This window comes from Marinobacter sp. S0848L (assembly GCF_023016065.1).
In the GTDB taxonomy this organism is placed as follows: domain Bacteria; phylum Pseudomonadota; class Gammaproteobacteria; order Pseudomonadales; family Oleiphilaceae; genus Marinobacter.
Genome location: NZ_JALKAQ010000001.1, coordinates 74,703 through 97,876, shown reverse-complemented (window position 1 = coordinate 97,876; position 23,174 = coordinate 74,703). Strand labels below are relative to the sequence as shown.

23 protein-coding genes are annotated in these 23,174 nt (G+C 56.1%); 9 read left to right on the top strand and 14 right to left on the bottom strand.

The features are described 5' to 3' along the window. Nucleotides 1–14: 14 nt before the first annotated feature. From MWU64_RS00420 to MWU64_RS00410, 3 genes are all read right to left on the bottom strand, one after another. Nucleotides 15–680, bottom strand: a complete 666-nt coding sequence (locus MWU64_RS00420; RefSeq protein ID WP_247059127.1) for a hypothetical protein — start codon at nt 678–680, stop codon at nt 15–17. A gap of 48 nt (nt 681–728) precedes the next feature. Then, the gene (locus MWU64_RS00415) at nt 729–1,886 is read right to left on the bottom strand and encodes a GNAT family N-acetyltransferase (protein ID WP_247059126.1); all 1,158 of its coding nucleotides are present in this window, start codon (nt 1,884–1,886) and stop codon (nt 729–731) included. A 61-nt stretch (nt 1,887–1,947) separates the two neighbouring features. Further along, nucleotides 1,948–2,304 (bottom strand): hypothetical protein, encoded by a 357-nt coding sequence (locus MWU64_RS00410; RefSeq protein WP_247059123.1) that lies wholly within the window; start codon nt 2,302–2,304, stop codon nt 1,948–1,950. 168 nt (nt 2,305–2,472) lie between these two features. On the opposite strand from MWU64_RS00410, the gene MWU64_RS00405 reads away from it, so the two are divergent. Both MWU64_RS00405 and MWU64_RS00400 read left to right on the top strand, forming a co-directional pair. Then, the gene (locus tag MWU64_RS00405) at nt 2,473–3,162 is read left to right on the top strand and encodes a response regulator transcription factor (protein ID WP_247059121.1); all 690 of its coding nucleotides are present in this window, start codon (nt 2,473–2,475) and stop codon (nt 3,160–3,162) included. After that, the gene (locus tag MWU64_RS00400; protein ID WP_247059119.1) at nt 3,159–4,475 is read left to right on the top strand and encodes a HAMP domain-containing sensor histidine kinase; all 1,317 of its coding nucleotides are present in this window, start codon (nt 3,159–3,161) and stop codon (nt 4,473–4,475) included. The genes MWU64_RS00405 and MWU64_RS00400 overlap by 4 nt, the downstream gene beginning before the upstream one ends. Here MWU64_RS00400 and MWU64_RS00395 read toward each other — a convergent pair. Then, nucleotides 4,452–4,658, bottom strand: a complete 207-nt coding sequence (locus tag MWU64_RS00395) for a hypothetical protein (protein ID WP_247059117.1) — start codon at nt 4,656–4,658, stop codon at nt 4,452–4,454. The genes MWU64_RS00400 and MWU64_RS00395 overlap by 24 nt on opposite strands. A 10-nt stretch (nt 4,659–4,668) precedes the next feature. On the opposite strand from MWU64_RS00395, the gene MWU64_RS00390 reads away from it, so the two are divergent. From MWU64_RS00390 to MWU64_RS00375, 4 genes are all read left to right on the top strand, one after another. Next, entirely contained in the window at nt 4,669–5,274 is a 606-nt protein-coding gene (locus tag MWU64_RS00390; RefSeq protein ID WP_247059116.1) for a YigZ family protein, read from the top strand. Between the two features lie 72 nt (nt 5,275–5,346). Further along, nucleotides 5,347–5,874 carry a DUF4136 domain-containing protein gene (locus MWU64_RS00385; protein WP_247059114.1) on the top strand — a complete coding sequence of 176 codons (528 nt, stop codon included), beginning with the start codon at nt 5,347–5,349 and terminating at the stop codon, nt 5,872–5,874. Between the two features lie 21 nt (nt 5,875–5,895). Continuing rightward, nucleotides 5,896–6,255 (top strand): translation initiation factor Sui1, encoded by a 360-nt coding sequence (locus tag MWU64_RS00380; protein WP_247059113.1) that lies wholly within the window; start codon nt 5,896–5,898, stop codon nt 6,253–6,255. Nucleotides 6,256–6,291: 36 nt separating this feature from the next. After that, nucleotides 6,292–7,551, top strand: coding sequence for a D-amino acid dehydrogenase (locus tag MWU64_RS00375; protein ID WP_247059111.1), 1,260 nt, complete (start codon nt 6,292–6,294; stop codon nt 7,549–7,551). Here MWU64_RS00375 and MWU64_RS00370 read toward each other — a convergent pair. Genes MWU64_RS00370 through MWU64_RS00340 form a run of 7 tightly spaced genes read right to left on the bottom strand, consistent with a single transcriptional unit; the run spans nt 7,548 to nt 15,011 of the window. After that, a complete protein-coding gene (locus MWU64_RS00370; RefSeq protein WP_247059109.1) occupies nt 7,548–9,194 on the bottom strand; it encodes a fatty acid--CoA ligase in 1,647 nt (548 codons plus the stop codon). The two genes, MWU64_RS00375 and MWU64_RS00370, sit on opposite strands and share 4 nt — an antisense overlap. Before the next feature lie 31 nt (nt 9,195–9,225). After that, nucleotides 9,226–9,552 carry a Na+/H+ antiporter subunit G gene (locus MWU64_RS00365; protein ID WP_114334238.1) on the bottom strand — a complete coding sequence of 109 codons (327 nt, stop codon included), beginning with the start codon at nt 9,550–9,552 and terminating at the stop codon, nt 9,226–9,228. A 21-nt stretch (nt 9,553–9,573) separates the two neighbouring features. Continuing rightward, nucleotides 9,574–9,843, bottom strand: coding sequence for a K+/H+ antiporter subunit F (locus MWU64_RS00360; RefSeq protein WP_247059107.1), 270 nt, complete (start codon nt 9,841–9,843; stop codon nt 9,574–9,576). Further along, a complete protein-coding gene (locus MWU64_RS00355) occupies nt 9,840–10,328 on the bottom strand; it encodes a Na+/H+ antiporter subunit E (RefSeq protein WP_247059105.1) in 489 nt (162 codons plus the stop codon). The genes MWU64_RS00360 and MWU64_RS00355 overlap by 4 nt, the downstream gene beginning before the upstream one ends. Further along, complete coding sequence (locus tag MWU64_RS00350; protein WP_247059103.1) at nt 10,328–11,845, bottom strand: monovalent cation/H+ antiporter subunit D; 1,518 nt, start codon at nt 11,843–11,845, stop codon at nt 10,328–10,330. The genes MWU64_RS00355 and MWU64_RS00350 overlap by 1 nt, the downstream gene beginning before the upstream one ends. Beyond that, the gene (locus MWU64_RS00345; protein ID WP_247059101.1) at nt 11,842–12,210 is read right to left on the bottom strand and encodes a Na+/H+ antiporter subunit C; all 369 of its coding nucleotides are present in this window, start codon (nt 12,208–12,210) and stop codon (nt 11,842–11,844) included. The genes MWU64_RS00350 and MWU64_RS00345 overlap by 4 nt, the downstream gene beginning before the upstream one ends. Further along, on the bottom strand, nt 12,210–15,011 hold the full coding sequence (locus MWU64_RS00340; protein ID WP_247059099.1) for a monovalent cation/H+ antiporter subunit A: 2,802 nt from the start codon (nt 15,009–15,011) through the stop codon (nt 12,210–12,212). The genes MWU64_RS00345 and MWU64_RS00340 overlap by 1 nt, the downstream gene beginning before the upstream one ends. A 347-nt stretch (nt 15,012–15,358) precedes the next feature. Between MWU64_RS00340 and MWU64_RS00335 the strand changes: the two genes are divergently transcribed. Continuing rightward, complete coding sequence (locus tag MWU64_RS00335) at nt 15,359–17,413, top strand: NADPH-dependent 2,4-dienoyl-CoA reductase (protein WP_247059096.1); 2,055 nt, start codon at nt 15,359–15,361, stop codon at nt 17,411–17,413. 63 nt (nt 17,414–17,476) lie between these two features. Here MWU64_RS00335 and MWU64_RS00330 read toward each other — a convergent pair whose 3' ends face one another. Both MWU64_RS00330 and MWU64_RS00325 read right to left on the bottom strand, forming a co-directional pair. Beyond that, nucleotides 17,477–17,662, bottom strand: a complete 186-nt coding sequence (locus tag MWU64_RS00330; RefSeq protein ID WP_247059095.1) for a hypothetical protein — start codon at nt 17,660–17,662, stop codon at nt 17,477–17,479. 87 nt (nt 17,663–17,749) lie between these two features. After that, complete coding sequence (locus MWU64_RS00325) at nt 17,750–18,742, bottom strand: helix-turn-helix domain-containing protein (protein ID WP_247059093.1); 993 nt, start codon at nt 18,740–18,742, stop codon at nt 17,750–17,752. Nucleotides 18,743–18,953: 211 nt separating this feature from the next. Between MWU64_RS00325 and MWU64_RS00320 the strand changes: the two genes are divergently transcribed. Both MWU64_RS00320 and MWU64_RS00315 read left to right on the top strand, forming a co-directional pair. Beyond that, the gene (locus tag MWU64_RS00320) at nt 18,954–20,756 is read left to right on the top strand and encodes an acyl-CoA dehydrogenase (protein WP_247059091.1); all 1,803 of its coding nucleotides are present in this window, start codon (nt 18,954–18,956) and stop codon (nt 20,754–20,756) included. A gap of 203 nt (nt 20,757–20,959) precedes the next feature. Further along, nucleotides 20,960–21,739 carry a crotonase/enoyl-CoA hydratase family protein gene (locus MWU64_RS00315; protein WP_247059089.1) on the top strand — a complete coding sequence of 260 codons (780 nt, stop codon included), beginning with the start codon at nt 20,960–20,962 and terminating at the stop codon, nt 21,737–21,739. Between the two features lie 43 nt (nt 21,740–21,782). Here MWU64_RS00315 and MWU64_RS00310 read toward each other — a convergent pair whose 3' ends face one another. Then, the gene (locus tag MWU64_RS00310) at nt 21,783–23,033 is read right to left on the bottom strand and encodes an alkane 1-monooxygenase (protein WP_247059087.1); all 1,251 of its coding nucleotides are present in this window, start codon (nt 23,031–23,033) and stop codon (nt 21,783–21,785) included. Between the last annotated feature and the right edge of the window lie 141 nt (nt 23,034–23,174).

The window sequence follows — 23,174 nt, the reverse complement described above, 5'->3', positions numbered from 1 at the left end:
ATTGTGGCTGGTATTCAGATGTTTCTCAGGGTCCGATGGCGAATGGTAGAGGCGAGCTGGTTCAGCAGTTCTCTGGCCTCGCCATCGTGCAGGGTATGGCATTTGTCCTGAAGCACGCGCAGATCGTGCGCACTGGGAGCGTTGGCGACTTCTTTTTTCTGGTCCAAGTGCTGGCAGGCGGCCAGATGGGCTTTAATTTCTGTGTCTATCAACCGTGACGCCAGATTCTCAACCGTTTCGCTGCAAAACGGGCGGTTCTGGTTCAAGTTACTTCGGGCCTCAATGGCCGCCTGGCGTGCTTCAAGGCGCAGTTCGTTAGCCGCTTCTCCTGCTTCAACAGCGCGCAAGAAAACGCCCAGCCGGTCGTGAAGTTGCCATATTTTGGGCCAGATGGTGTCATAGGCGGTCTTTTCGGTACGGTAGCGTTCCTGGTCCAGAGCGAATCCCTGATCGGACGCTTTGGCGCCCAGTGGCTGATTGAAATCCATCACTCGCATCTCGTCCACTTCACGCCAGAGACAATCAATTCGCTCCTTCAGAGCACTGATTTGATGCTGGCTGCGTCTGCGGTTGTTAAACAGTATTAAAATGGCAACCAATGCTAGCAGCGAAGCGCCTGCTGCGATCAGAAGCGACAGGTTGTGCGGCGGCAGCATGGTCCAGAGTTGACCTGCGTCCATGGCGTTCGACCTCCGTCGAATTCCCGTTTCAAGCTTTCAGTATAGAGCCTAATCCTGATTCTGTTGCCGATAGGGCAACACGGTATGGGCATCGTTAAAGTAGCCCTTTACCTGCACTGCTTCTTCCCGAGTGAAATCGGCAACGGCATCCCTGAAGCCCGAGTGAAGAATGCCATGCCAGGAGTGGGTAATCACCGGCTCAAACCCGCGTACCAGTTTGTGCTCCCCTTGAGCACCGGCATCGAAATGCTGAAGGCCCAGTTCGAGCGCAAGCTCAATGCCTTGGTAGTAGCAGGTTTCAAAGTGCAGGTGGTTGTATTCATCCAGACACCCCCAGTAGCGGCCATAAAGCGTTGACTCGCTCGCCAGAAACAACGCGCCGGCAATCATTTCGCCGTCGCGTAGGGCCATGATCAGGTGCAGGTGTTCGGGCAGGTTTTCCCGAAGGTGTTCGAAAAAGACTTTGTTGAGATAGGGCCGCTGGCCGCGTTTCAGGTACGTGGCCTGATAGAACACGTAAAACGCCGACAGTACCCGGTCTGAAACATCCCGCCCGTGGAAATGCTGAAAGCCGATTCCTTGCTCGGCTACCTGTCGCCGTTCTTTGCGGATGGATTTGCGTTTACGGGAGGTGAGTTCAGCCAGAAAGTCGTCGAAACACTGATAGTCACGGTTGTGCCAATGAAACTGGCAGCCAATGCGGTGGAGTTCCTGATCGTGGCTAAGCAAACGTTGGTCGGCTGCGTTGGGGAAGAGCAGGTGCCAGGAGTGGGCGCCAAGCTGTGCCGTCAGGTTGGTGAGCAGATTATCCAGCGGTGTGGGTGTTAGCTGTGCCCTGGCCGAGTCATCCAACAACAAACGCGGGCCTTGTGAAGGCGTAAAAGGGATGGCAATCAGCAGCTTCGGGTAGTAGGGCAGGCCGTGGCGTTGGTAGGCGTCTGCCCAGCCCCAGTCGAACACGTACTCACCCATCGAATGGCTTTTTAGATAAGCCGGAGCCACACCACAAATCTGACCATTACGGCGAAAAACCAAATGGCTGGGCGTCCAGCCGGTTTCCGGGGATGTGCAGCCGGAAGCCTCCAGCGCCTGAAAGAATTCGTAGCGAAGAAACGGATTGTGACAACCGGCCAGCCGCCGCCACTCCGTTTGGGGAATGTCGGCGATGCTTGCGCAGGTGGTTACCGTGATCTCGGGTGCTGCCATGATGATAATGAGCTCTGTGAAACCAAGGCCATACCATACGACAGAACCCGAGGGTTGATCACTATTTCATGTCGTCGCAGCGTTTTTCCATTTTCTTCTGCCATTTTTCCATACGCTTATGGTGCTTTTCCTGACGCTCGTCGTGGATCTCGCTCCAGATCACGCGCTGCTCGTCGGTGAGCATCAGGCGGTCGGCCATTTCGGCGCGGTGTTCCTGCATTTCCTGGCGGCGCTCTTCACGATGTTCTTCGCTGAATTTACCTTTGCCTTCGCGGAAGTCTTCGCACATCTCTTTCTTGTTGTGCTTGCCTTCTCGGTGGTCCATGCCTTTGTGATCATGGGCAAAAGCGGCAGGGCTGGCTGCGAACAGGGCGGCCATCAAAACGCCGGCGGTCATTACAGAGGTATGTACTTTCATGATGTCTTCCTTCTATGAGTTTCGACTGTCTACGGAACCCATGTTACGCCCTTGGAACGTCAGCGAGTGTCAGGCTTGTGTAAAGGTTGGGTAAAGAGAAAAACCTACGCGGCAGACGGGCCGGAGCGCCGTGCTAGACTAGCGGCAGATAAAGGTTGAGGGGCAGACATGCAGAATCGGGTATTGCTAGTTGAAGACGACGACGAGTTGAGACAGTTGCTGTCGCGCTATCTGACAAACCAAGGTTTCAGCGTGCGAGAGGCGGCCAATGGCCATGATGGCTTGTCGCTGGCTTTAGGGCAGGATTGCGACATTGTGGTTCTGGATATCATGTTGCCCGACATCAATGGTCTGGATGTGCTGCGTGAGCTGCGAGGGAAAACCCACCTGCCGGTGATACTGCTGACAGCCCGGGGCGACGAAACCGACCGGATTGTGGGCCTGGAAGTGGGCGCGGACGATTACATACCCAAGCCCTGTAATCCTCGCGAGTTGGTTGCTCGGTTGCAGGCCATTCTGCGGCGGGTTGCCTGGGATCAGCAAGCCGATGTGGATGCCAGTCGGGTTTACGGTGACCTGAGGGTTGAGCCTGACCAGCGGCGAATTTATCAAAATGATAAGCCTCTTGAACTGACCGCGACCGAATACGAAGTGTTGCAGGTGTTGCTTGCCCATGCCGGCAGTGTCGTTCGCAAAACCGACCTCATGCAGTGGGCATTGGGGCGGAGGCTCGAAGCCTTCGACCGCACACTGGATATGCACGTGAGCAACTTGCGCAAAAAACTGGGAAATGACGACCCGCCCAGAGTGGAAACGGTGCGGGGCCTTGGATACAGCTATCGGGTGCCAACTGAATGACGCGTTTCAGGTTTACCTTGTTTTGGCGTATTTTTCTGTCGATCTGGCTGGCGATGGCGGTAACGATGGTGACTAGTCAGCTAGCCAACCGCTTCCTGCAGGACCGGGAGCGTCAAGCCATTGTTCGCCAGGTAGGCTTGCAGGACATTGCTGGCGAAGCGGTGAATCTACGGGAACAGTTAGGCCGGTCCGAGGCTCGGCGATTTTTGCGAATAGAAGGTGAGCGGCTGCATCTTCATTTAATTCTGATTGAAGCGGAACAGGGTCATCGTCGGCTGCCGCGAATGGTGCGCGAACGCATGCAGTCAAGTTGGCACCTGAGTAAACCGGCAGTGTTAGATCTGGATGACGGTTATAGGTTAGTTGCCTGGCCTCGCATGGGTGGTGAAGGCTGGTTACATCCTGGGCTATTCCGAATGTTCGAGCTGGTCCTTGCGTTTGTTGTTATCTCACTGGCTTGCTGGTGGATCGCCCGATTGGTTTCTCGGCCGCTCAAGCATATGGAGGGCACCGCTCGTTCGATTGCTAACGGTGATACGGAGTTGCGAGTGTCCGATACCATCGCTCAACGCCGCGACGAGATTGGCCAGCTGGCGGCTGCATTTAATGCCATGACCGATCGTTTGTGCCAACTGCTGGATCGCCATAACCGTTTGCTCAGAGATATATCCCACGACCTGAGAACCCCACTGGCACGGCAGCGAATTGCGATTGAACTGGCCAGTGATGAAGGTGCTGATCCGGCACTTATGGAGAGTATTCTGCGGCAGAATGAGCGGCTTGAAACCATGACCGGCCAGATCCTGACCCTATATCGGGTATCTGAAAATGGCCGTGCGTTCGAGCAGCAACCGGTCAAACCCTTGGCGCTGATCAATCGGGTATTGGGCGATGCCAGTGATTATGCCGAGCAGCAAGGGGTAGATTGCAAACTGGTTGCAAGCGATGACGTGGCCGCGGTTTCCATTTTGGGCGATTCGGGGTTGCTGCAGCGGGCATTCGACAATGTTCTGCAAAATGCGCTGGATCATACACCGCCGGGCCAATCGGTTGATGTTGAGCTGTCGATAACGAAGGATCAGGTCGAAGTGTCGGTTGCCGATGAGGGCCCCGGAGCGCCATCCGATATGCTCAACCAGTTGTTCGAACCGTTTTTCCGGGCCGACGAATCGCGCGGCGGGAAAGGCTGGGGTTTGGGACTTTCCATTGCCCGGGATATCGTTCGGGCCCACGATGGCACCGTTGAAGCCCGCAATCGTGAGACGGGCGGTCTTCAGGTGATCGTTCGGTTACCGGTTTTCTTCGGGGATTGAACGGGCGTTGGTTGATGGCGCGTGTTCGACTTCGTCGTCAGCAGGTTTCAGGTGAGTGGCATTCGAGAAATCGATGCCTTCCTGCAACTCGTCTTCTTCAAATCGAATGCCGCAGCCGGCTTTGCGGAATTTTGCCGGGCTGGCGGTGCCTGGTGTTTTGTTTTCACTGTCGCTGGATGTCATAGGTTGCCTCATGAGTAAAGATTACCCGGTTCCGTCAGGATACCTTGAGCGGGAAACGGAAGTGAAGAAAAGCCGTTTCATTGCCCGGGTGTACCCGGTCGGCAGCCGAGACGAGGTGCGCGAGCGGGTCGCCGAGGCGCACCGGGATTACCCGGATGCCCGTCATGTATGTTGGGGCTATCAGATTGGTCGTCCGGGCTCGGCCGCAGAAGCTGCCATGAACGACGATGGTGAACCGTCCGGCACGGCGGGCAAGCCGATTTTAAACGTGATTCAGCACAAAGATATGGGCGATGTGCTGGTGATTGTGGTGCGCTATTTCGGTGGCATTAAGCTGGGCGCGGGTGGCTTGGTGCGCGCCTATGCCGGCGCAGCCGAGAGCGTGTTGTCGGAAGTCGGCCGGGTGGTTCAGCAAACCCGGGTGCAGGCCCAAGTTGAGTTGGATTTTGCCGATGAACAGCCGCTGCGGCATTGGTGTGACGGGCACGAAGGTACGATCGAATCGATTGAATACAGTGCCAAAGTTCGGGCATTGGTTTCCGTGCCTGAAGTTCGGCAACATGAACTGGCGGCGTTTTGTGAATCCCAGAAACTGGATTACCGTTTTGAAACCTGATCAATCTGACGGGTGGAACGACAGGTGCAGCGGGTATAATGTGACAGATAACTCCAATGCAGGAGAACATCTATGCGAGTTCTAATGATGGCGGCTGTGGCGATCTTAATGGCCGGTTGTGCCAGCAATGTCGTGACGGACTACAACACCTCAACGGTGTTCGGAAATTACAGCAGTTGGGCCTACGCGCCGATGGATCAAGGATCCGGTTTTGCCTCTCTTGACGACGCCCGGGTTCGCAGTGCAGTCGAGCGTGAACTCAACCGCAAGGCCATGAAAAAAGCCGAAAAGGATAACGCCGACCTGCTCGTTAGCTGGCAGATCGTATCTGAGGAGCGGCTGGAACAGAGCGGTTTAGGTCTGGGCTTCGGGTTTGGTCGCGGTAACTTTGGCTGGGCCTTGTCGGCACCGCCACCGGTTCGTGAAGTCACTGAAGGCAAGTTGGTGGTAGAGCTGGTCGATCAGGAAAGTGAGGAAGTGGTCTGGCGAGCCGCCAGTCGCCGGTACTTGAATGAAAACCAGTCTCCGGAAACCCGGCGCAAGCTGATTGATGAGGTTGTCGCGGAAATGTTTTCGAAATACCCTCCCGGCTTAAACTGATTAACCGACAGGATTGTCTTGATGGGTATGAAAAAGCGGGAAGGCGGCCTGGTCTTTTCCACCGAGCAAGGCCGCATGTGTCCGGGCTGCCGTAACCCGGTTTCCGAATGTTCGTGCGGAGAGCCGCAGCAGCCCGAAGGCGATGGCATTGTGCGCGTGAGCCGGGAAACCAAAGGCCGGAAAGGCAAAGGTGTGACCCTGATTACCGGTATCCCCCTTGATAGCAAAGCGTTGAAAGACTATGCCAAAGTGCTAAAAGCAAAATGCGGCACAGGTGGTACAGTAAAAGATGGCGTGGTGGAGATTCAGGGCGATCATCGGGATCTGCTGGTGCCGCTGCTTGAGCAAAAAGGCTGGACTGTGAAGCGGTCCGGCGGCTGAGGTTTTATTTAATTCGATTGGTAAGGAACAAGAGGTATGCACCTTCTGGTACTGGGCGCTGGGGTCGTGGGAGTTACTACGGCCTGGTTTCTTCAGGCGCAGGGGCACCAGGTTACGGTGGTCGATCGTCAACCTCAATCCGGGCTGGAAACCAGCTACGCGAATGGCGGCCAGATTTCCGTGTCCCACGCGGAGCCTTGGGCTAACCCGGCCGCGCCACTGAAAATCCTGAAATGGCTGTCGCAACCCGAGGCCCCCTTGCTGTATCGGCCGGGGCTGGACCCCTACCAATGGCGTTGGGCGCTTTCCTTTCTGGGGCAGTGCACCTCGGCCAAAGCAGCTCATAATATTCGCCAGATGGTGAACCTCGGTACTTACAGCCGGGGTCAGCTTCAGGCCTTACGGAAAAAGATCGAGCTCGACTACGATCAGCTCGATAAAGGCATTCTCCATTTCTATACCAACCCCAAAGAATTCGAGGCAGCGCTCGAGCCAGCGCGCATTATGCGGGAGCTGGGCTGTGATCGGCAGGTGGTGGAAGCCGACCGGGCGGTGGAGCTGGAACCGGCGTTGAAACCCATCCACCACCGGATCGCAGGCGCCACTTACACTTCCGAAGATGAAAGCGGCGATGCCCGAAAGTTTACCCAAGCGCTGGCGGAGCGTTGTCGGGAAGCGGGTGTCGAGTTCCTTTATGGCACCGAGGTGTTGGGTTTCGAGAAAGTCGGTAAACGGATTCTTGGGGTGGAAGCTTTGAGCGAAGGCAAACATCACACGCTTCGGGCCGACAGCTATGTGCTGAGTCTGGGGAGTTTCAGTGCGGTACTTGCCCGGCCACTCGGCCTGTTTTTGAATATCTATCCGGCCAAAGGGTATTCCATCACGGTTCCGGTTAAGAATGAGGAAGCCGCGTTTCAGGTCAGTTTGACGGACGATGAATTTAAACTGGTGTATTCCAGACTGGGCGACCGTATTCGGGTGGCCGGTACCGCCGAGCTGGGTGGGTACAGCCGGAATCTGAACGCCACCCGCTGCCGGGCAATCGTACGCAGGGCGGCCGAGCTGATGCCTGAAGCCGCGCACTGGGAGCAGGCCGCGTTCTGGACCGGGCTTCGGCCCACAACGCCGTCCAACGTGCCTTACATCGGGAAAAGCCCGTTCAGTAACCTGTACCTGAATACCGGACATGGCACGTTGGGGTGGACCCACTCCTGTGGCTCCGCCGCGGCGCTTGCTGACATCGTCAGCGGGCGAAGACCTGAAGTGGACTTCGCCTTCAGCGGGCTGGCAGGTTAGTCTGCCAGCTGATCCCGAATCAGTTTCTTGTTGATCTTGCCCACGCTGGTTTTCGGAATGTCTTCCACGAAATCAATCTGGCTCGGAATTGCCCACTTGTTGATTTCGCCGCTCTCCACAAATTTCTGCAGATGTTGCTGAATGTCTTCCAAGCCAACGTTTTCGCCGGGCTTTAGGGTCACCAGAGCATAAGGCCGTTCACCCCATTTTTCGTCGGGTACGCCCACAACGGCGGCACCGGCAACGGCCGGGTGCTGGCTGATCAGGTTTTCCAGATCGAGAGAAGACAGCCACTCGCCGCCCGTTTTGATCACATCTTTAATGCGGTCTTTGATGGTAAGCGTGTTATTCGGCTCCATCGAGGCCACATCGCCGGTGTGCAGCCAGCCGCCTTGCCAGAGGTCTTCGCCTTTCTGGGGCTCTTTGAAGTAGTTCTGGGTCAGCCAAGGTGCCCGGGCTACCACTTCACCTTTGGCTTCTCCATCGTGAGTAACCGGTTTGCCACTCGGGTCCACAATTTCCAGTTCCACCATGGGCACCGCAATGCCGGTTTTCACACGGATGTGGGTTTGTTCTTCCAGCGGCAATTCCAGATCTTCCGGCTTGAGGTAGGTGGTACTCAACAGTGGGCAGGTTTCCGACATGCCGTAGCCGGTGTACATCTTGATGCCGAGTTTGGCAGCGGCATCACACAAGCCTTTGGTCAGGGCACTGCCACCGATCAGTACATGCCAGTTGCTGAGGTCGGCGGTTTTGATCGATTCCGTCGCCATCATCATTTGCATGACGGTGGGTACGCAATGCGACGTGGTTACCTTGTGAGTTTTGATCAAATCAACCAGCAACTCGGGCTCGTAGCGGCCCGGATAGACCTGTTTGATGCCCAGCAGTGTGGCGGCATAGGGCACCCCCCACGCGTGTACGTGGAACATGGGGGTTACCGGCATGTACACGGAGGACGAGCGCAGGAACGGCATCTCGTCATAGGCCGACAGAGTGCCGGTCATCGCAAGCGTGTGTAGAACCAGCTGCCTGTGACTGAAGAAAACCCCCTTGGGGTTGCCGGTTGTGCCGGTCGTGTAAAAGGTGGTGGCGACGCTGTTTTCGTCGAAATCCGGGAAATCGAATTGGTTGTCTGCTTTGCCCAGTAAGGCTTCGTATTCGCCCAGTGTGTTGATCGAGGTATCCGCGGCGGACTCATTGTCTGTCAGCTGAATCCAAGTTTTGACCGTTTGGATGTCGTCTTTGACGTTTTCAATGATTGGCATGAAATCATCGTGTACCAGCACCACGTCGTCTTCAGCGTGGTTCATGGTGTAGACGATCTGTTCCGGTGACAGCCGAACGTTCACGGTGTGCAGGATGGCGCCGATCATCGGAATGGCGAAGAAGCATTCCAGGTAACGGGGCGTGTCCCAGTCCATCACCGCAACGGTATCCCCGGCTTTCACACCGGCATTTGTGAGCGCGTTTGCCAGACGATTCACCCGTTCCACCAGATCGCTGTAGGTGTACTTGCTGCGATTGGCGTAGACGATTTCCTGATCGGGGTTGTATCGGGGCCCGGACATCAGGAGTCGTTTGATCAGTAGCGGGTACTGGTAGGCATTATCTGCTGGCTGAAGAATTTTTGTTTTGGCCATCTCTGAACACCTCGTGTCTTTTGCTTTCTTGTTATTGCTCCCAGGGATTGCCTTGGGTGCCTTTCATAGATTTTACGCCCATATGCATGGCGGCTTTCGCCAGCATGTTGGCGCTTACTGGTGCTGTCATGAATAGAAATACGGTGATCAGTATTTCTGAAATACCAAAGCCGTGGCTGCTGAAATAGATCACCGAGCTAAGCATGATTGCGCCGACACCTACTGTGGTTGCTTTCGTGGGGCCATGCAAGCGGGTGAAGAAATCGGGCAGTCGCGCCAACCCAATGGCACCGACCAAGGTGAATGCGCCGCCTACAATGAGCAGAGCCGAAACAATGTACTCAGTAATTGGACTCATGGAATGCCTCCTTCGGCCCCGTTATTCGATGACGCTGCCGCGTTTCAGGTATTTGGCCATCGCGACGGTGCTGACGAAGCCCATGACCGCGATCAACAGGCCAGACTCGAGGTACATGCGCGAGTTGAAGGTAATGCCGAGCAGAATGATCATGGCAATGGCATTGATATAAAGCGTATCTAGCGCCAGAACCCTGTCGGGAGCGTCGGGGCCTTTGATCAGGCGATACACGTTCAGTAAAGCCGCAATCATGACCATGGCGATGGTTATGTAGAGTGCAGTTGTCATCATCGGAACATCTCCATCAACGGCTTCTCGTATCGCTTGTGGATCGCATCGATGACCTCTTGTTCGCTTTCGGCATCCAGCGCATGAATCAGCAGCGTTTTGTTGTCATCGCTGACATCAGCACTCACCGTGCCCGGGGTCAGTGAAATGGTGCTGGCCAGTAATGAAATGGCCAGAGGGTGTTCCAGCTGGAGAGGATAGTTTACGAAAACCGGCTTGGGTTGCCTGGGGTTTAGAATCAGGATCGCCACTTCAAAGCTGGCAACCAGAATATCCCAGAGCACCACCAGAACGAACATCGGCATTCGCCATACCTTCACGAAAGCCGGTCTTTCCGGCCAGAAGCCGTGTGTGATTTGAGGGATGACCCAAGCCAGTACCAGACCCATTACCACGCTGGCTCCGGAAATGCCGTCGCTCAGAAATTGCCAAGTGCTGAACAGCACCAGGCTTAACCAGGGTTGCGGGAAATTCAAACGATCGAACATCAGTTTTTCCCCCCAAACATCGGTGTTTCGAGTATTTGAGTATAAGCGGACGTGTCGAACAGCTGAGCGGCAGTGGCCACCGTGTATTCGTTGATGGGGCCCGCAAAGGCCACGATCAGTACCGTCAGCCCGATCAAGGCACCGGTTGATACCGAGACAACGCCTTTCATCGGTTCCGGCGGCTTGATGTGCCCATCAATAGTGCGCCAGAACAAAATGCTCCCGGCGCGACTGTAGGCGATCAGCGTTAGGAAGCTACCGACCAGCAGCACCGACCAGAGCCAAGCCATTTGCGGGCCGGCCTCGACCGATTTGAGAATCAACACCTTACCGAAAAAGCCGCTCAACGGGGGTAACCCGGCCGCAGAAACCGCGCCAATCATGAAAAGTACGCTGATAAACGTCCTGTGTGGCATTTTGGGCGCTGTGACAATGCGGTCGCCCGCGCTGCCTCTTTGGATAGCCACCAGTTCGGCCACCAGGAACAGGCCTGCCACCGTCCAGGTGGTGCTGAGCAGATAGAACAAGGCCGCCGAAACACCTGCTTCGGAACCGAGCGCAACCGGCGCGAGCAGTGTGCCTACCGAAATGATAACTTGCCAGGCAATGAGCGTTTTCAGGTTGTTCGCGCCCAAAGCACCGATAACGCCCATCGACAGCGTAATCAACGCCAACGGGAACAGCCAGTTCATGCCAGCAGAGGCCAGCTCGCCCGCGCCTTCACCGAAGATCAAAACATACACCCGGATGATGGCGTAAACACCAACCTTGGTCATGATCGCAAACAACGCTGCCACTGGCGCGGTGGCTTTGGCGTAGGCTTTCGGTAGCCAGAAGCACAGCGGCAGAATGGCGGCTTTAAGACCGAACACCACCAGCAACAGCATGGCGCCGGCTTTCACCAATGCCAGATTTTCACCGGATACCTGCGGGATTTTGACCGCCAGATCCGCCATGTTCAGGGTGCCGGTGACGCTGTAGATCATGCCCACGGCAATCAGGAAGATGGCTGAACCGACAAGGTTCAAGGCCACATAGTGCAGCCCGGGCACAGTTCGAATGGTGCCACCGCCATGCATTAACAGGCTGTAGGACGCAATCAGCAGCACTTCAAAGGCCACAAACAGGTTGAACAAGTCGCCGGTCAGGAACGCAATGTTCAGACCCATAATCTGGAACAGGAACAGCGTGTGGAACTGCCGGTTACCTTCGTCTGCTCCGCCAATCGAGAATATGTGAGCAAAGACAGCCAGTACCGATGTCAGCACCAGCATGAGCGCAGCGAGGCGGTCGAGCACCAGTACAATGCCAAAGGGCGGTTGCCAGTTGCCGAACGCGTATACCCGGTAGCTGCCGTCGTCAGCCAGACCCACCAGAACGATCGAAGCGACCAAGACCAGCACGCTGGTGGTGATGGCCAGCGTTCGCCGCAGGCTGATGGGCGCATAGCCCATAAAGGTCTGCAGTATGCCGCCTAGTAAAGGGATGGCGATGGGAGCAATGAGCCAGTGATTCATTTGCCGGTTTCCTCCTGTTCCTGCTTGCTGTTGGCAGGATGTGCCGGCGGGCAGCCGTCTACATGATCGTCTTCGTTGTCGGCCAGATTACGTAAAGACAACACCACTACGAAGGCGGTCATGGCGAAGCCGATAACAATCGCGGTTAGCACCAGCGCCTGAGGCAAAGGGTCAGAATAATTTTCCGCCGTACCCAGAATGGGCTGTTGCGCAGTACTCAGCCGACCGGAGGCAAACAGGAACAGATTGACCCCGTAGGACAACAGCGTCAGCCCCATAACAACCGGGAAGGTACGAGCCCGCAATAACAGGTAAACGCCTGATGCGGTGAGCGTACCGATAACCAAAGCAAACAAAAGTTCCATTACGACTTCCTCCGCGGGCTCTTGATGGCTGAGTGCGGCGACATGCGGCCGATACTGACCAGTATCAGCAAGGTCGCGCCGATGACCGCCAGGTAAACGCCCAGATCGAATATCAGTGCCGAGGCGACTTCGAACTTACCGACCACCGGCCAGGTGATGTACCCGAAGGTGGAGGTCAGGAACGGATAGCTGAAGGCCAGACTGCCTGCGCCAGCAATGGTGGCGAACAACAAACCAAGGCCGATCACGTTGTGGTATTTGATACCCACCCGGTCCTGAGTCCAGATCATGCCATTGGCAACGTACTGGAGAACCAAAGCCACCGAGGTGATCAGGCCGGCGATGAAGCCACCGCCGGGCATGTTGTGGCCTCTCAGGAAGATGTAGGCCGACACCATCAGTGCCATCGGCAGCATCGGCCGAGCGACCTGTTTGAGCATCAACGGATAGGCATCACGGGTCCATGTATGGCCCTGACCATCACCGGGAGGGGGTGTCAGCGCGGTATTCTTGAGCAGCGCGTAAATGCCCATGGCTGCAATAGCGAGTACGGTGATTTCGCCCAGGGTATCGAAGCCCCGGAAATCGACCAGAATCACGTTCACTACGTTGGTGCCGCCACCGCCGGGCTTGCTGTTCTCAAGGAAGAACTCGGAGATGGAGGTAAACGGCTGAGTCAGCATGGCCAAGGTGACCAGTGTCATGCCGGTGCCCGCCAGCAACGCCAGTACGATATCCCGGACCCGACGTGCTTTCGATGTTTCAACGGGTGTCCACGACGGCATGTAATAGAGTGCCAGCATCAGCAGCACCATGGTGACCACTTCCACCGACAGTTGTGTCATGGCCAGGTCGGGCGCGGAGAAACGGGCAAACGCCAGCGCAACCATCAGGCCAACCACACTGAGCAGTACCAAAGCGGTGAATCGTTCACGATGAACGAACGCCGTGGCCAGAGCCGACACAATCAGGAACCCGGCGCCAAGTGCGGTAGGCCAGTCAATGGGTGATAAACCCTCGCTACCGACAAAGATGCCCAGATCCATGATAGGCACAATCGATACCGCGATGACACTCACCACCATGAGCATGGCGTAGCGTTGCAGTGAGCCGTTTTCGATACGTGCGGTCAGATCGTGGGTGAACTTTTCGACGCGCATCAACACCGCTTCGAAAACGGCTTTCTCGTCAATTTCCTTGAAGCGCGCATGGAAATCGAAGAAGCGTTGGCGCTGGCTGTACATCAGCAAACCACCCACAAAGGCCGCAACACTCATCATCAACGGCAGGTTAATGCCGTGCATCACGGCCAGCTGGTAATCCGGTACCGCGCCACCCAGGGTCGCCTGAGCCGCAGAAAACAGCAGCGGACCAACCGAAATAGCTGGGAACATGCCCACCATGATGCAGGCAAAGACCAGGATTTCGACCGGGAATTTCATGTAGCGCGGTGGCTCATGGGGAGGGTAAATTGGCAGGTTCACCGGCTTACCGTTGAAGAACACGTCATGAATAAAGCGGGCGGAATAGGCAACCGCAAAGATACCCGCCAGCGTTGCAACGATGGGCGGCAACCACGCCCAGAAACCGGGCAGGTTCAGTGCCAGCGATTCGGCAAAGAACATCTCTTTACTCAGGAAACCGTTCAGCAAAGGAACGCCTGCCATCGACGATGCAGCCACCATCGCAAGGGTGGCCGTGTGAGGCATGTAGCGCCACAGGCCGTTGATTCGGCGCATGTCCCGGGTGCCGGTTTCATGGTCGATAATTCCGGCCGCCATAAACAGCGAAGCCTTAAAGGTGGCGTGGTTGATCACGTGAAACAGCGCTGCAACCGCCGCCAGCTTGGTGCCCATGCCGAACAGCAACGTGATTAAGCCAAGATGGCTGACTGTAGAGTGCGCCAGCAGACCTTTCAGGTCGTGCTTGAACATCGCGGTATAGGCACCAATCAGCAGCGTTGCCATGCCGGTGAAGCTGACCAGATAGAACCACAGCTCGGTGCCGGCAAGCGCCGGGTACAACCGCGCCATCAGGAAAATGCCCGCCTTAACCATGGTGGCCGAGTGCAGGTACGCAGATACTGGCGTGGGCGCCTGCATGGCATGAGGTAGCCAGAAATGGAACGGGAACTGTGCAGACTTGGTGAAAGCACCCAGTAGCACCAGTACCAAAGCCACGGGATACATTGCGTGGGCTTTAATCAGGTCGCCCGCGGCCAGTACATCATCCAGTTCGAAACTGCCGACGATGTTACCGATGATCAGAATGCCTGCAAGCAACGCCAGACCGCCACCACCGGTCACGGCCAGCGCCATTCGGGCACCCCGGCGGGCATCTTGTTTATGGGTCCAGTAACTGATCAGCAGGAACGAGGTCAGGCTGGTGACTTCCCAGAAAATCAGCATCAACAGCAGGTTGCCAGACAACACTATGCCCAGCATAGAACCCTTGAAGCACAGCAGCAGCGAGTAGAATTTTCTGACGTTTTCGCTGGCTTTCAGATAGTAGTGGGCATAAATGATGATCAGCAGCCCGATGATCAGGATCAGCAGCGCAAACATCAGCGCCAGGCCGTCGAGGCGGAACGAGAACGAAATCCCGATCGCCGGCAGCCATTCGAAACTGTGCAGAACGACGCCGCCATCGGCCAGCGTCGCCCAATGAGGAAAAAGGGCCGCAAGTGCAATCAGCGCGGGCACGGAAGAAGCTATAGCAATCGCTGTACGCCCTCCCTGAGCAAACAGGGGAGCTGCAATCGCGCCTAAAAAGGGCAGTAGGACAACCAGCGGTAGCGACATCGCAACCTCGTTTTTGGTGTTTTCAGGCGTGAATGTAGGGCGAAACGCCCCTCAAAGTGTAGTGGGCGGGTGGCCTCACTGCACAGAAAAACCGAGTAAGCAACGGTTTATACAGGAGTTAGTCGAAACCTGGCGGATCCGGAAAATAGGGAAGACGCCCGCGCTGCAAGACAATGTCAGCGGGCTGGAGGAATCCTGGCGAAACGATGCGGCCGGTGGACCTTCCGGTCATGTTTGCTCCGTCAATGAAACTTGAAAGCCGATAATACGCGGCTCGGCGGGTAGGTCAAGTCAACTTGACGGCAATCAAGTGTATACTCCCCAAAAATAATCGTTGAGAGAGAACCATGAGCACACCGTATCCTAACCTTCTGAAACCACTTGACCTTGGTTTTACAGAATTGAAGAACCGCGTACTGATGGGCTCCATGCACACGGGCCTGGAAGACCGGTTCTGGAATATTCATAAACTGGCTCGCTATTTTGCCGAGCGTGCTGAAGGCGGTGTGGGCTTGATGGTCACCGGTGGTTTTTCACCTAACCTCGCCGGCCAGTTAGCCCCCCTTGCCTCCACCATGAACAATCGTGCAACGGCTTTGCTGCATCGTCACGTTACCGGTGCTGTGCATGAAGCGGGCGGTAAGATTTGCCTTCAGTTGCTGCACGCAGGCCGTTATGGCTACCAGCCGCTGATTGTTTCTGCTTCGGCCACCAAGGCTCCGATCAGCCCCTTTAAAGCGCGAGCGCTGTCTACCAAAGGCGTTGATCGACACATCAACGATTTCGTTAACGCAGCGAAGTTGGCCAAGTTCGCGGGCTACGACGGTGTTGAGGTGATGGGCTCCGAAGGTTACTTCATCAACCAGTTCCTGTGCGAACGCACCAACAAACGCACCGATAAGTGGGGCGGCCCATACGAAAACCGTATGCGCTTGCCGATTGAAATTGTTCGGCGCATTCGCGAAGCGGTCGGGCCTGAATTCATCATTATTTATCGCTTATCGATGCTGGATCTGGTGGAAGGTGGCCAAACCTGGGATCAGATCGTGACACTGGGTAAAGCCATTGAGAAAGCGGGCGCGACCATCATCAATACCGGCATTGGCTGGCACGAAGCCCGTGTACCCACCATCGTAACCTCCGTGCCGCGGGGTGGATTCGCCGATGTGACCGCCAAATTCTATGGCGAAGTCGATATCACGGTGTGCACCACCAACCGCATCAACACACCGGAAAAGGGCGAAGAGATTATTGCCGACGGCAAGGCGGATATGGTGTCTATGGCGCGCCCCTTGCTGGCCGACAGTGAGTTTGTGCGCAAGGCGGAACAGAATCGCAGTGATGAAATCAATACCTGCATCGCTTGTAACCAGGCTTGTCTGGACCACGTATTCAAAGCCAAGCGCGCGTCCTGTCTGGTGAACCCGCGCGCCTGCTTTGAAACAGAATTGGTGCTGACCGTAGCGCCGGTGGTGCGCCGTGTTGCGGTCGTCGGAGCGGGGCCTGCCGGGCTGGCGGCTGCCACGACTGCGGCCAAGCGCGGTCATAACGTCACGCTGTTTGAAGCCGACGACAAAATCGGTGGTCAGTTCAATTACGCCAAGCGTATTCCCGGCAAAGAAGAATTCTACGAAACCCTGCGCTATTTCCAGCGCCAGATCGAATTGCTGGAAATTGATCTGCAACTCAACACCCGGGTGGATGCCGAATCTTTGAAAGCCCAGGGCTTTGATGACGTGATCATTGCCACCGGTGTTAAACCCCGGACACCGAAAATCGAAGGTGTGGACCACCCGAAAGTGCTCGGATACCTCGATGTACTGCGCCATAACAAAACGGTTGGAAAAACCGTGGCTGTGATCGGTGCGGGCGGAATCGGTTTTGACGTCAGCGAGTTTCTGACCCACGACTTCGAGCGTCAGCCCGAGGGCGAACAAGTCAAAGTCAGCGACTGGCAAGCAGAGTGGGGTGTGCATCCTGAATTTGACGGCCCCGGTGGCCTAGCCGAACGTGAAGCTACACCGACGCCACGTAAGATCTACCTGATGCAGCGGAAAACCAGCAAAGTGGGAGGCGGCTTAGGCAAGACCTCTGGTTGGGTACACCGCAGCAGCTTGAAGAATCGCGACGTAGAAATGCTGAAAGGGTGCAGCTACGACCGCATCGACGACGAAGGCTTGCACATTACTGTGTCGGATAAAGACGGCAAAGAAATCGAAAAGAAAGTGCTGCCGGTTGATAACGTGATCTTGTGTGCCGGGCAGGAGTCTTACCGGGAGCTTTACGATCAGCTTGAAGGCGCCGGCGTAAAAGCGCACTTGATTGGTGGCGCGGACCTGGCTGAAGAGTTGGATGCGAAGCGCGCGATCAGGCAAGGCACCGAAGTGGCCGCCGCTCTCTGAAGCAGACGTTCTGAGCTCAAGAGTGACCGTGGAAGTCACTCTTGAGCATTCAATGCTCCAGGCTTAACGAACGGACTTCAAGGCGTTCGAAATGGCCTCTGCCTCGGCTTCCAATACCTGGCTGTGCAGATGCTCTCCTTTCTCGCGAGCGTGCTTGATTTGCTTGCACTTCATCTCATAGAGACGACTTAAAACCTCGGACTGGCTCTGTCTCAATATTGTGTTCACGGCATCTTCCCCTTGGTACATCTGTCGGGATTCCTTACATTCATGGCCCAAAACGAACCTTTTACAGAAATCGCTGCATAACGCGCGCCAGAACGGTTCGTTGAGGCATTACCGACCGAACCGTAAACGGTACGCACCGGGGGCCAGCCCCGTGTGCTTGCGGAATAACCGACTGAAAGAACTCACATCTTCATAGCCCACCAACCGTGTAACCTCCTCAATCGTAAAGCGCGAATTCTCCAGATGCTGCCGTGCCGATTCGATGCGAAGCACCTGTAAATAGCCGGTAGGGGTGTCACCTGTTGCCGCTTTGAACCGGCGAATCAACGAACGCTCGGTTAAACCACTCAAAGAAGCCAGGGCTGCCAATGTGACTGGTTCGCTGTAATGGGAATCCAGCCACTCCTGCAGTTTCAGAATGGCGGGGTCGGAATGATAACGCCGGGCCTGCAGCGCACTGTAAGGCGCCTGGCTCGATCGCCCCGCGTCAATCACAAACGCCTTAGCCAACTCCCGGGCAACCTGCGCCCCCGCATGCCGCTCCACGAGATACACCCCAAGATCCCACCAAGCCATCCCGCCCCCGGCACAAGCAACATGGCCATCCACCGTCACCAGCCTGTCCGGTTGCAAATCCACATCCGGAAATCGCTGCCGAAACTGACTGCTAAACCCCCAATGAGTGGTCGCTTGCCGCCTATCCAGCACCCCGGCTTCAGCGAGTAGAAAAGCCCCGGTGCAATTACTGGCAATCCGTACCTGATCATCGCTGGTGGATTGAAACTGTGAAAGCCACCCGACCAGCCCCGGATTTTCGGCCAACACCTGATCAATCGGCGCGCCAATGGTCGGAATGATCACCAAATCGTTTTCACCCAGCGCGGCAACATCTTGCCACGAGCCATCCGCGCCAATGGTCAGCCCATTGATGCACCGGCAGGCCTCGCCGGATTCGGTCAGCAAACGCGTGCGAAAATACGGCTGTGGCTGTTCCCCATGAACCCGCGCCCAAGTCACACCGGCCATACGAAACAGATCGATCACCCCCGTAATCGCGCTGGCAAGCGCCCCGCTAAAACCAATGATCGTGACCGTTTTCACAAAGATGACTCCTTTTAGAGAAAACCAGACCAGCTATTCGAAGAGTAGGGGGTTACTGCAGGGAGGCGTCTCTCGGAGAAGCCTCCCTGCAGTAAGCGCCGGGCGGCCCGCTCTAGTGATTGGCGGATTTCACCAAGAATAAGTCAGAAACGACAATTTCAACAAGTACAACGGTTGTGAGAGGCTATAGTCAATCAACAGGAGAACACGAATGACCGACACCCTGATCGACCGCCGCGACCTCGCATTCCAGCTATACGAAGTCATGGACACCGAAGCCCTGACCAAGCGCGAACGCTTTAGCGAACATAGCGTCGAAACCTTCGACGCCGTCATCGAAACCGCCGACAAAATGGCGAAAGAAAAATTCGCCAACCACAACAGCGCAGCCGACAAAGACGAACCGAAATTCGTCAACGGCCAGGTGGAAATGCTCCCGGAAGTAAAAGAAGCCTTCGGCGCCTACGCCGAAGCGGGCTTCCTCGCCGGACGTTACGATTACGAACTCGGCGGTATGCAATTACCAGAATCCGTCATGGCCGCCTGCAACGGCTTCTTCACCGCCGCCAACCCCGGCACTGCAGGCTACCCCTTCCTGACCACGGCTGCCGCCAACCTGATCCGCGTGTTTGGCAACGACCAACAAAAAGCCACCATTCTGCCGAACATGCTCAACGGCCGCTTCAGTGGCACCATGGCCCTGACCGAGCCGCACGCCGGTTCCAGCCTCGCTGATATACGAACCTCTGCCACGCCCACCGATGACGGGCACTACCTGATCAAAGGCGCGAAGATATACATCTCCGGCGGCGAACAAAGCATCACCGAAAACATCGTTCACATGGTGCTGGCCAAGATCAAAGGTGCACCGGCCGGGGTGAAAGGCATCTCCCTGTTTGTCGTCCCCAAGTTCCACGTAGACGAAAACGGCGATCCGGGCGAACGCAACGGCGTGAGCCTCGCCGGCCTGATTCACAAGCTCGGCTATCGGGGCACCACCTCCACCGCATTGAGCTTCGGCGATGACGCGCCGTGCCATGGCTATCTGGTGGGTGAACCTCATCAAGGCCTGAAGTACATGTTCCAGATGATGAACGAAGCCCGCATTGGTGTGGGCATGGGCGCGGCAGTGATCGGCTACCGAGGCTACATGCACAGCCTTGAATACGCTAAAGACCGTCTGCAGGGCCGAAAAGCCAGCGAGAAGAATCCGGAAAGCCCACAAGTGCCGATCATCGACCACGCCGACGTTCGGCGCATGCTACTGGCCCAGAAAGCCTACAGTGAAGGCGGTTTGGCGCTGTGCCTTTACGGCGCCCGCCTGATGGACGAACAACACACTCATCCGGACGAGCAAAAGCGTGCTGAAGCCGGCAAATTGTTGGACCTGCTGACTCCGGTGATCAAAGCCTGGCCTTCAGAATATGGCCCCAAAGCCAACGACCTGGCGATTCAAGTCTACGGCGGCGCGGGCTACACCCGTGAGTATCCGGTGGAGCAATGCTGGCGCGACAACCGTTTGAACCCGATTCACGAAGGCACCAACGGCATTCAGGCACTGGATCTTCTGGGTAGGAAGATCTGGCAAGAGCAAAGCCACGGATTGCAGTTGTTGATGCAGGAAATGCAAGTCGACCTGCAAGCTGCTACTACCGACCGTTGCCAGCAGTGGGCTTTGTCACTGAGCGAAACCTTGCAGCAAGCGGTGAAAGTGACCCAGAGCCTGGGTAAATCCCTGATGGGCGGAGAAGTGGACAAAACACTTGCCAACGCCAGCTGCTACTTGCACTTGTTCGGGCACATTGTGGTTGCCTGGATGTGGCTGCGTCAGGCGAATGCGGCGGCCAACGCCTTGGCCTCAGCCAACAGCGACAGCGAACGCAACTTCTACCAAGGCAAACTGCAAGCCGCCCAGTACTTCTTTCACTGGGAACTGCCAACGGTGGCGCAGGACTTGGTATTGCTCCGAAATCAGGATGATACCTGTTTGAACATGAAAGCTGATTGGTTCTGAGTTTACCGCTTTGTGGACTGGTATATCCCAGAAATATGACGCGCGGGCGACGGGGAGGGGTTTTCAGGACCGTTGAGGGCCATGGACGGCCCGAAACGAGCCTACAGGGACGTACTCGTGGGCGTGTCCTGAAAAGCCCTCCCCGTTGACCGCGCAGCCTCCCGAACACCCAGGCTAGGTTGCCAAATTAGAGGACAAGAACAATGTCATTGGTAAACGTAGAAAAGCAGGGCCACATCCTGCTGATCGGACTGAACCGCCCGGAAAAAATGAACGCCATGAACCGGGCCATGTATCACGAAATCGCAGCCGCCTATCACCAGCTGAAAAACGACCCGGAACTGCGCGTGGCGGTGATGTACGCCGAAGGTGACCACTTCACCAGCGGCCTGCAGCTGGACGACTGGGCGGGAGTGTTCGCCAATGGCAAGGGCATCGAACCCGCCGAAGGCGAACTGGATCCGTTTCATATTACAGGCGAAGGGCTCACCAAGCCGGTAGTCTTCGCGGCTCAAGGCATCTGCTTTACCTGCGGCGTAGAACTGATGCTCAACACCGACATCCGCGTAGCGGCTAAAGGCACACGCTTTGCGCAGCTTGAAGTGCAGCGCGGCATTTTCGCCTGCGGTGGGGCGACCATTCGGTTGCAGCGGGAAATCGGCTGGGGCAACGCCCAGCGGTATTTGCTAACGGGTGACGAGTGGACGGCTGAACAAGCTTATCAATGGGGCCTGATTCAAGAACTCGTCGAACCCGGTGAGCAGTTGAACAAGGCCATGGAAATTGCCGAAAAGATCGCGAAAGCCGCACCATTAGGCGTTCAGGGCAGTTTGAAATCGTCCAAAATCGCCGTTAGCGAAGGGCAGGAGGCCGCAAAACGGCGTTTGTTTCCAGACCTTGGGCCGGTGATGGCCAGTGAAGATGTAAAGGAAGGAATCCAGTCGTTTCTGGAAAGACGGGAAGCTGTTTTTAAAGGAAAGTAAGAGTAAAGCTGGTTCCGGTTGTCTGCCGGAACCAGCTTCAGGATTAGGCTGCGTCAGATTTAGGGGCTTTGGCGGCCGCCGCTACCTCTGCGGCGTAATCCGCATACTTGGCCATAAGCTCCGCTTTACGATCCGGGTCCCAGTTAATCTTCGACAAATCACCCTCGTAGTGATCGATCACCCGCTTATCCATCATCTCCGACCACCATTTCGGGAAATACGCTGGCAACAGCATTGACGCGTATCCGCTGGGTAACTGGGGCGCGTCTTCAAAGTGACGCAATGCCTGGAAGCTCCGGCTTGGATGCGCGTGATGGTCAGAATGCCGCTGCAACTGATACAGGAACAAATTGGTCACAATATTGTTGCTGTTCCAGCTATGCTCCGGCTGGGTTCGCTCGTACTTGCCGTTCTCTTTCTTCTGGCGCAGCAAGCCGTAGTGCTCAATGTAATTCACGCTTTCCAGCAAGCTGGCTCCATAAACAGCTTGGCCGGCGAGGAACGGAATCGCTCGCGGGCCGCAAACCAGCGTGGTCGCACCAAAGAACCCGGCACTCATCGCCCAGCCTTGTAGCAGCTCGTTATCCAGGCTCCAGAAACCCTTACCCTTGCGGGCCAGACGCGCCTTCTCGATCTTGACGGCGGATTTCAGCCCCCCCACCACCGTGCGCGGTAAAAACTTCCAGAAACTCTCGCCCATCTTGCTGCTGGCGGGATCTTCCGGAGTGGCTACCCGCTTGTGATGGCCAAAATTGTGCTCAACCACGAAATGGGTGTAACCGGTTGGTGCCAAGGCAGCCATCGCCATCAGCTTGTTTAATTTGTTCGATTTATGGCCCAGCTCATGAGCGGTATTGATCCCGATGCCATTGATGGCCCCCACCGAAAGGGTTAAGCCGATTTTGTCTTCGAGTGGCACGTTCTTTCGGCTTGCCAGCCAGGCGCCCATAAACGTCAGGACGTATTGGGTGGGGATAAACGCTTTAACAATCCGGTCGTAGTACTTGTCGTGTTCCAGAGTTTTTACGGCCTCTTCGGGCGGGTTGCTTTTATCCACGCCTACTGCTCGGTCCAGGGCGGGAATAACGCCGTGAATCAAAATTGGCCCGGTCCACGCCAACGCTTTCAGTTTTTTCGGAGCGATGGCATACGCGCCCAGTGCCGCCACACCAATGCCGGGCAGTGCCGGGCCGAGTAACCACAAGTAACGCTTTGGGTCTTTCCAGTCTTTACCGGCCGGGCGGGCGGAGGTGTTGTGTGATGTGTCAGAAGATATTTGGACTTTGGCATTCATAGCAGGCGCTCCCTCTTGTTCGTTGTTCTAATCAATCTATGTCGGACAATCGGTCAATACAACAATATATGCGACATCTGGCCTGGAATGATAAGTTCGGCAAATTGGCGTAAAGCGGAACGGTGGTCCATTCTTCGGGTA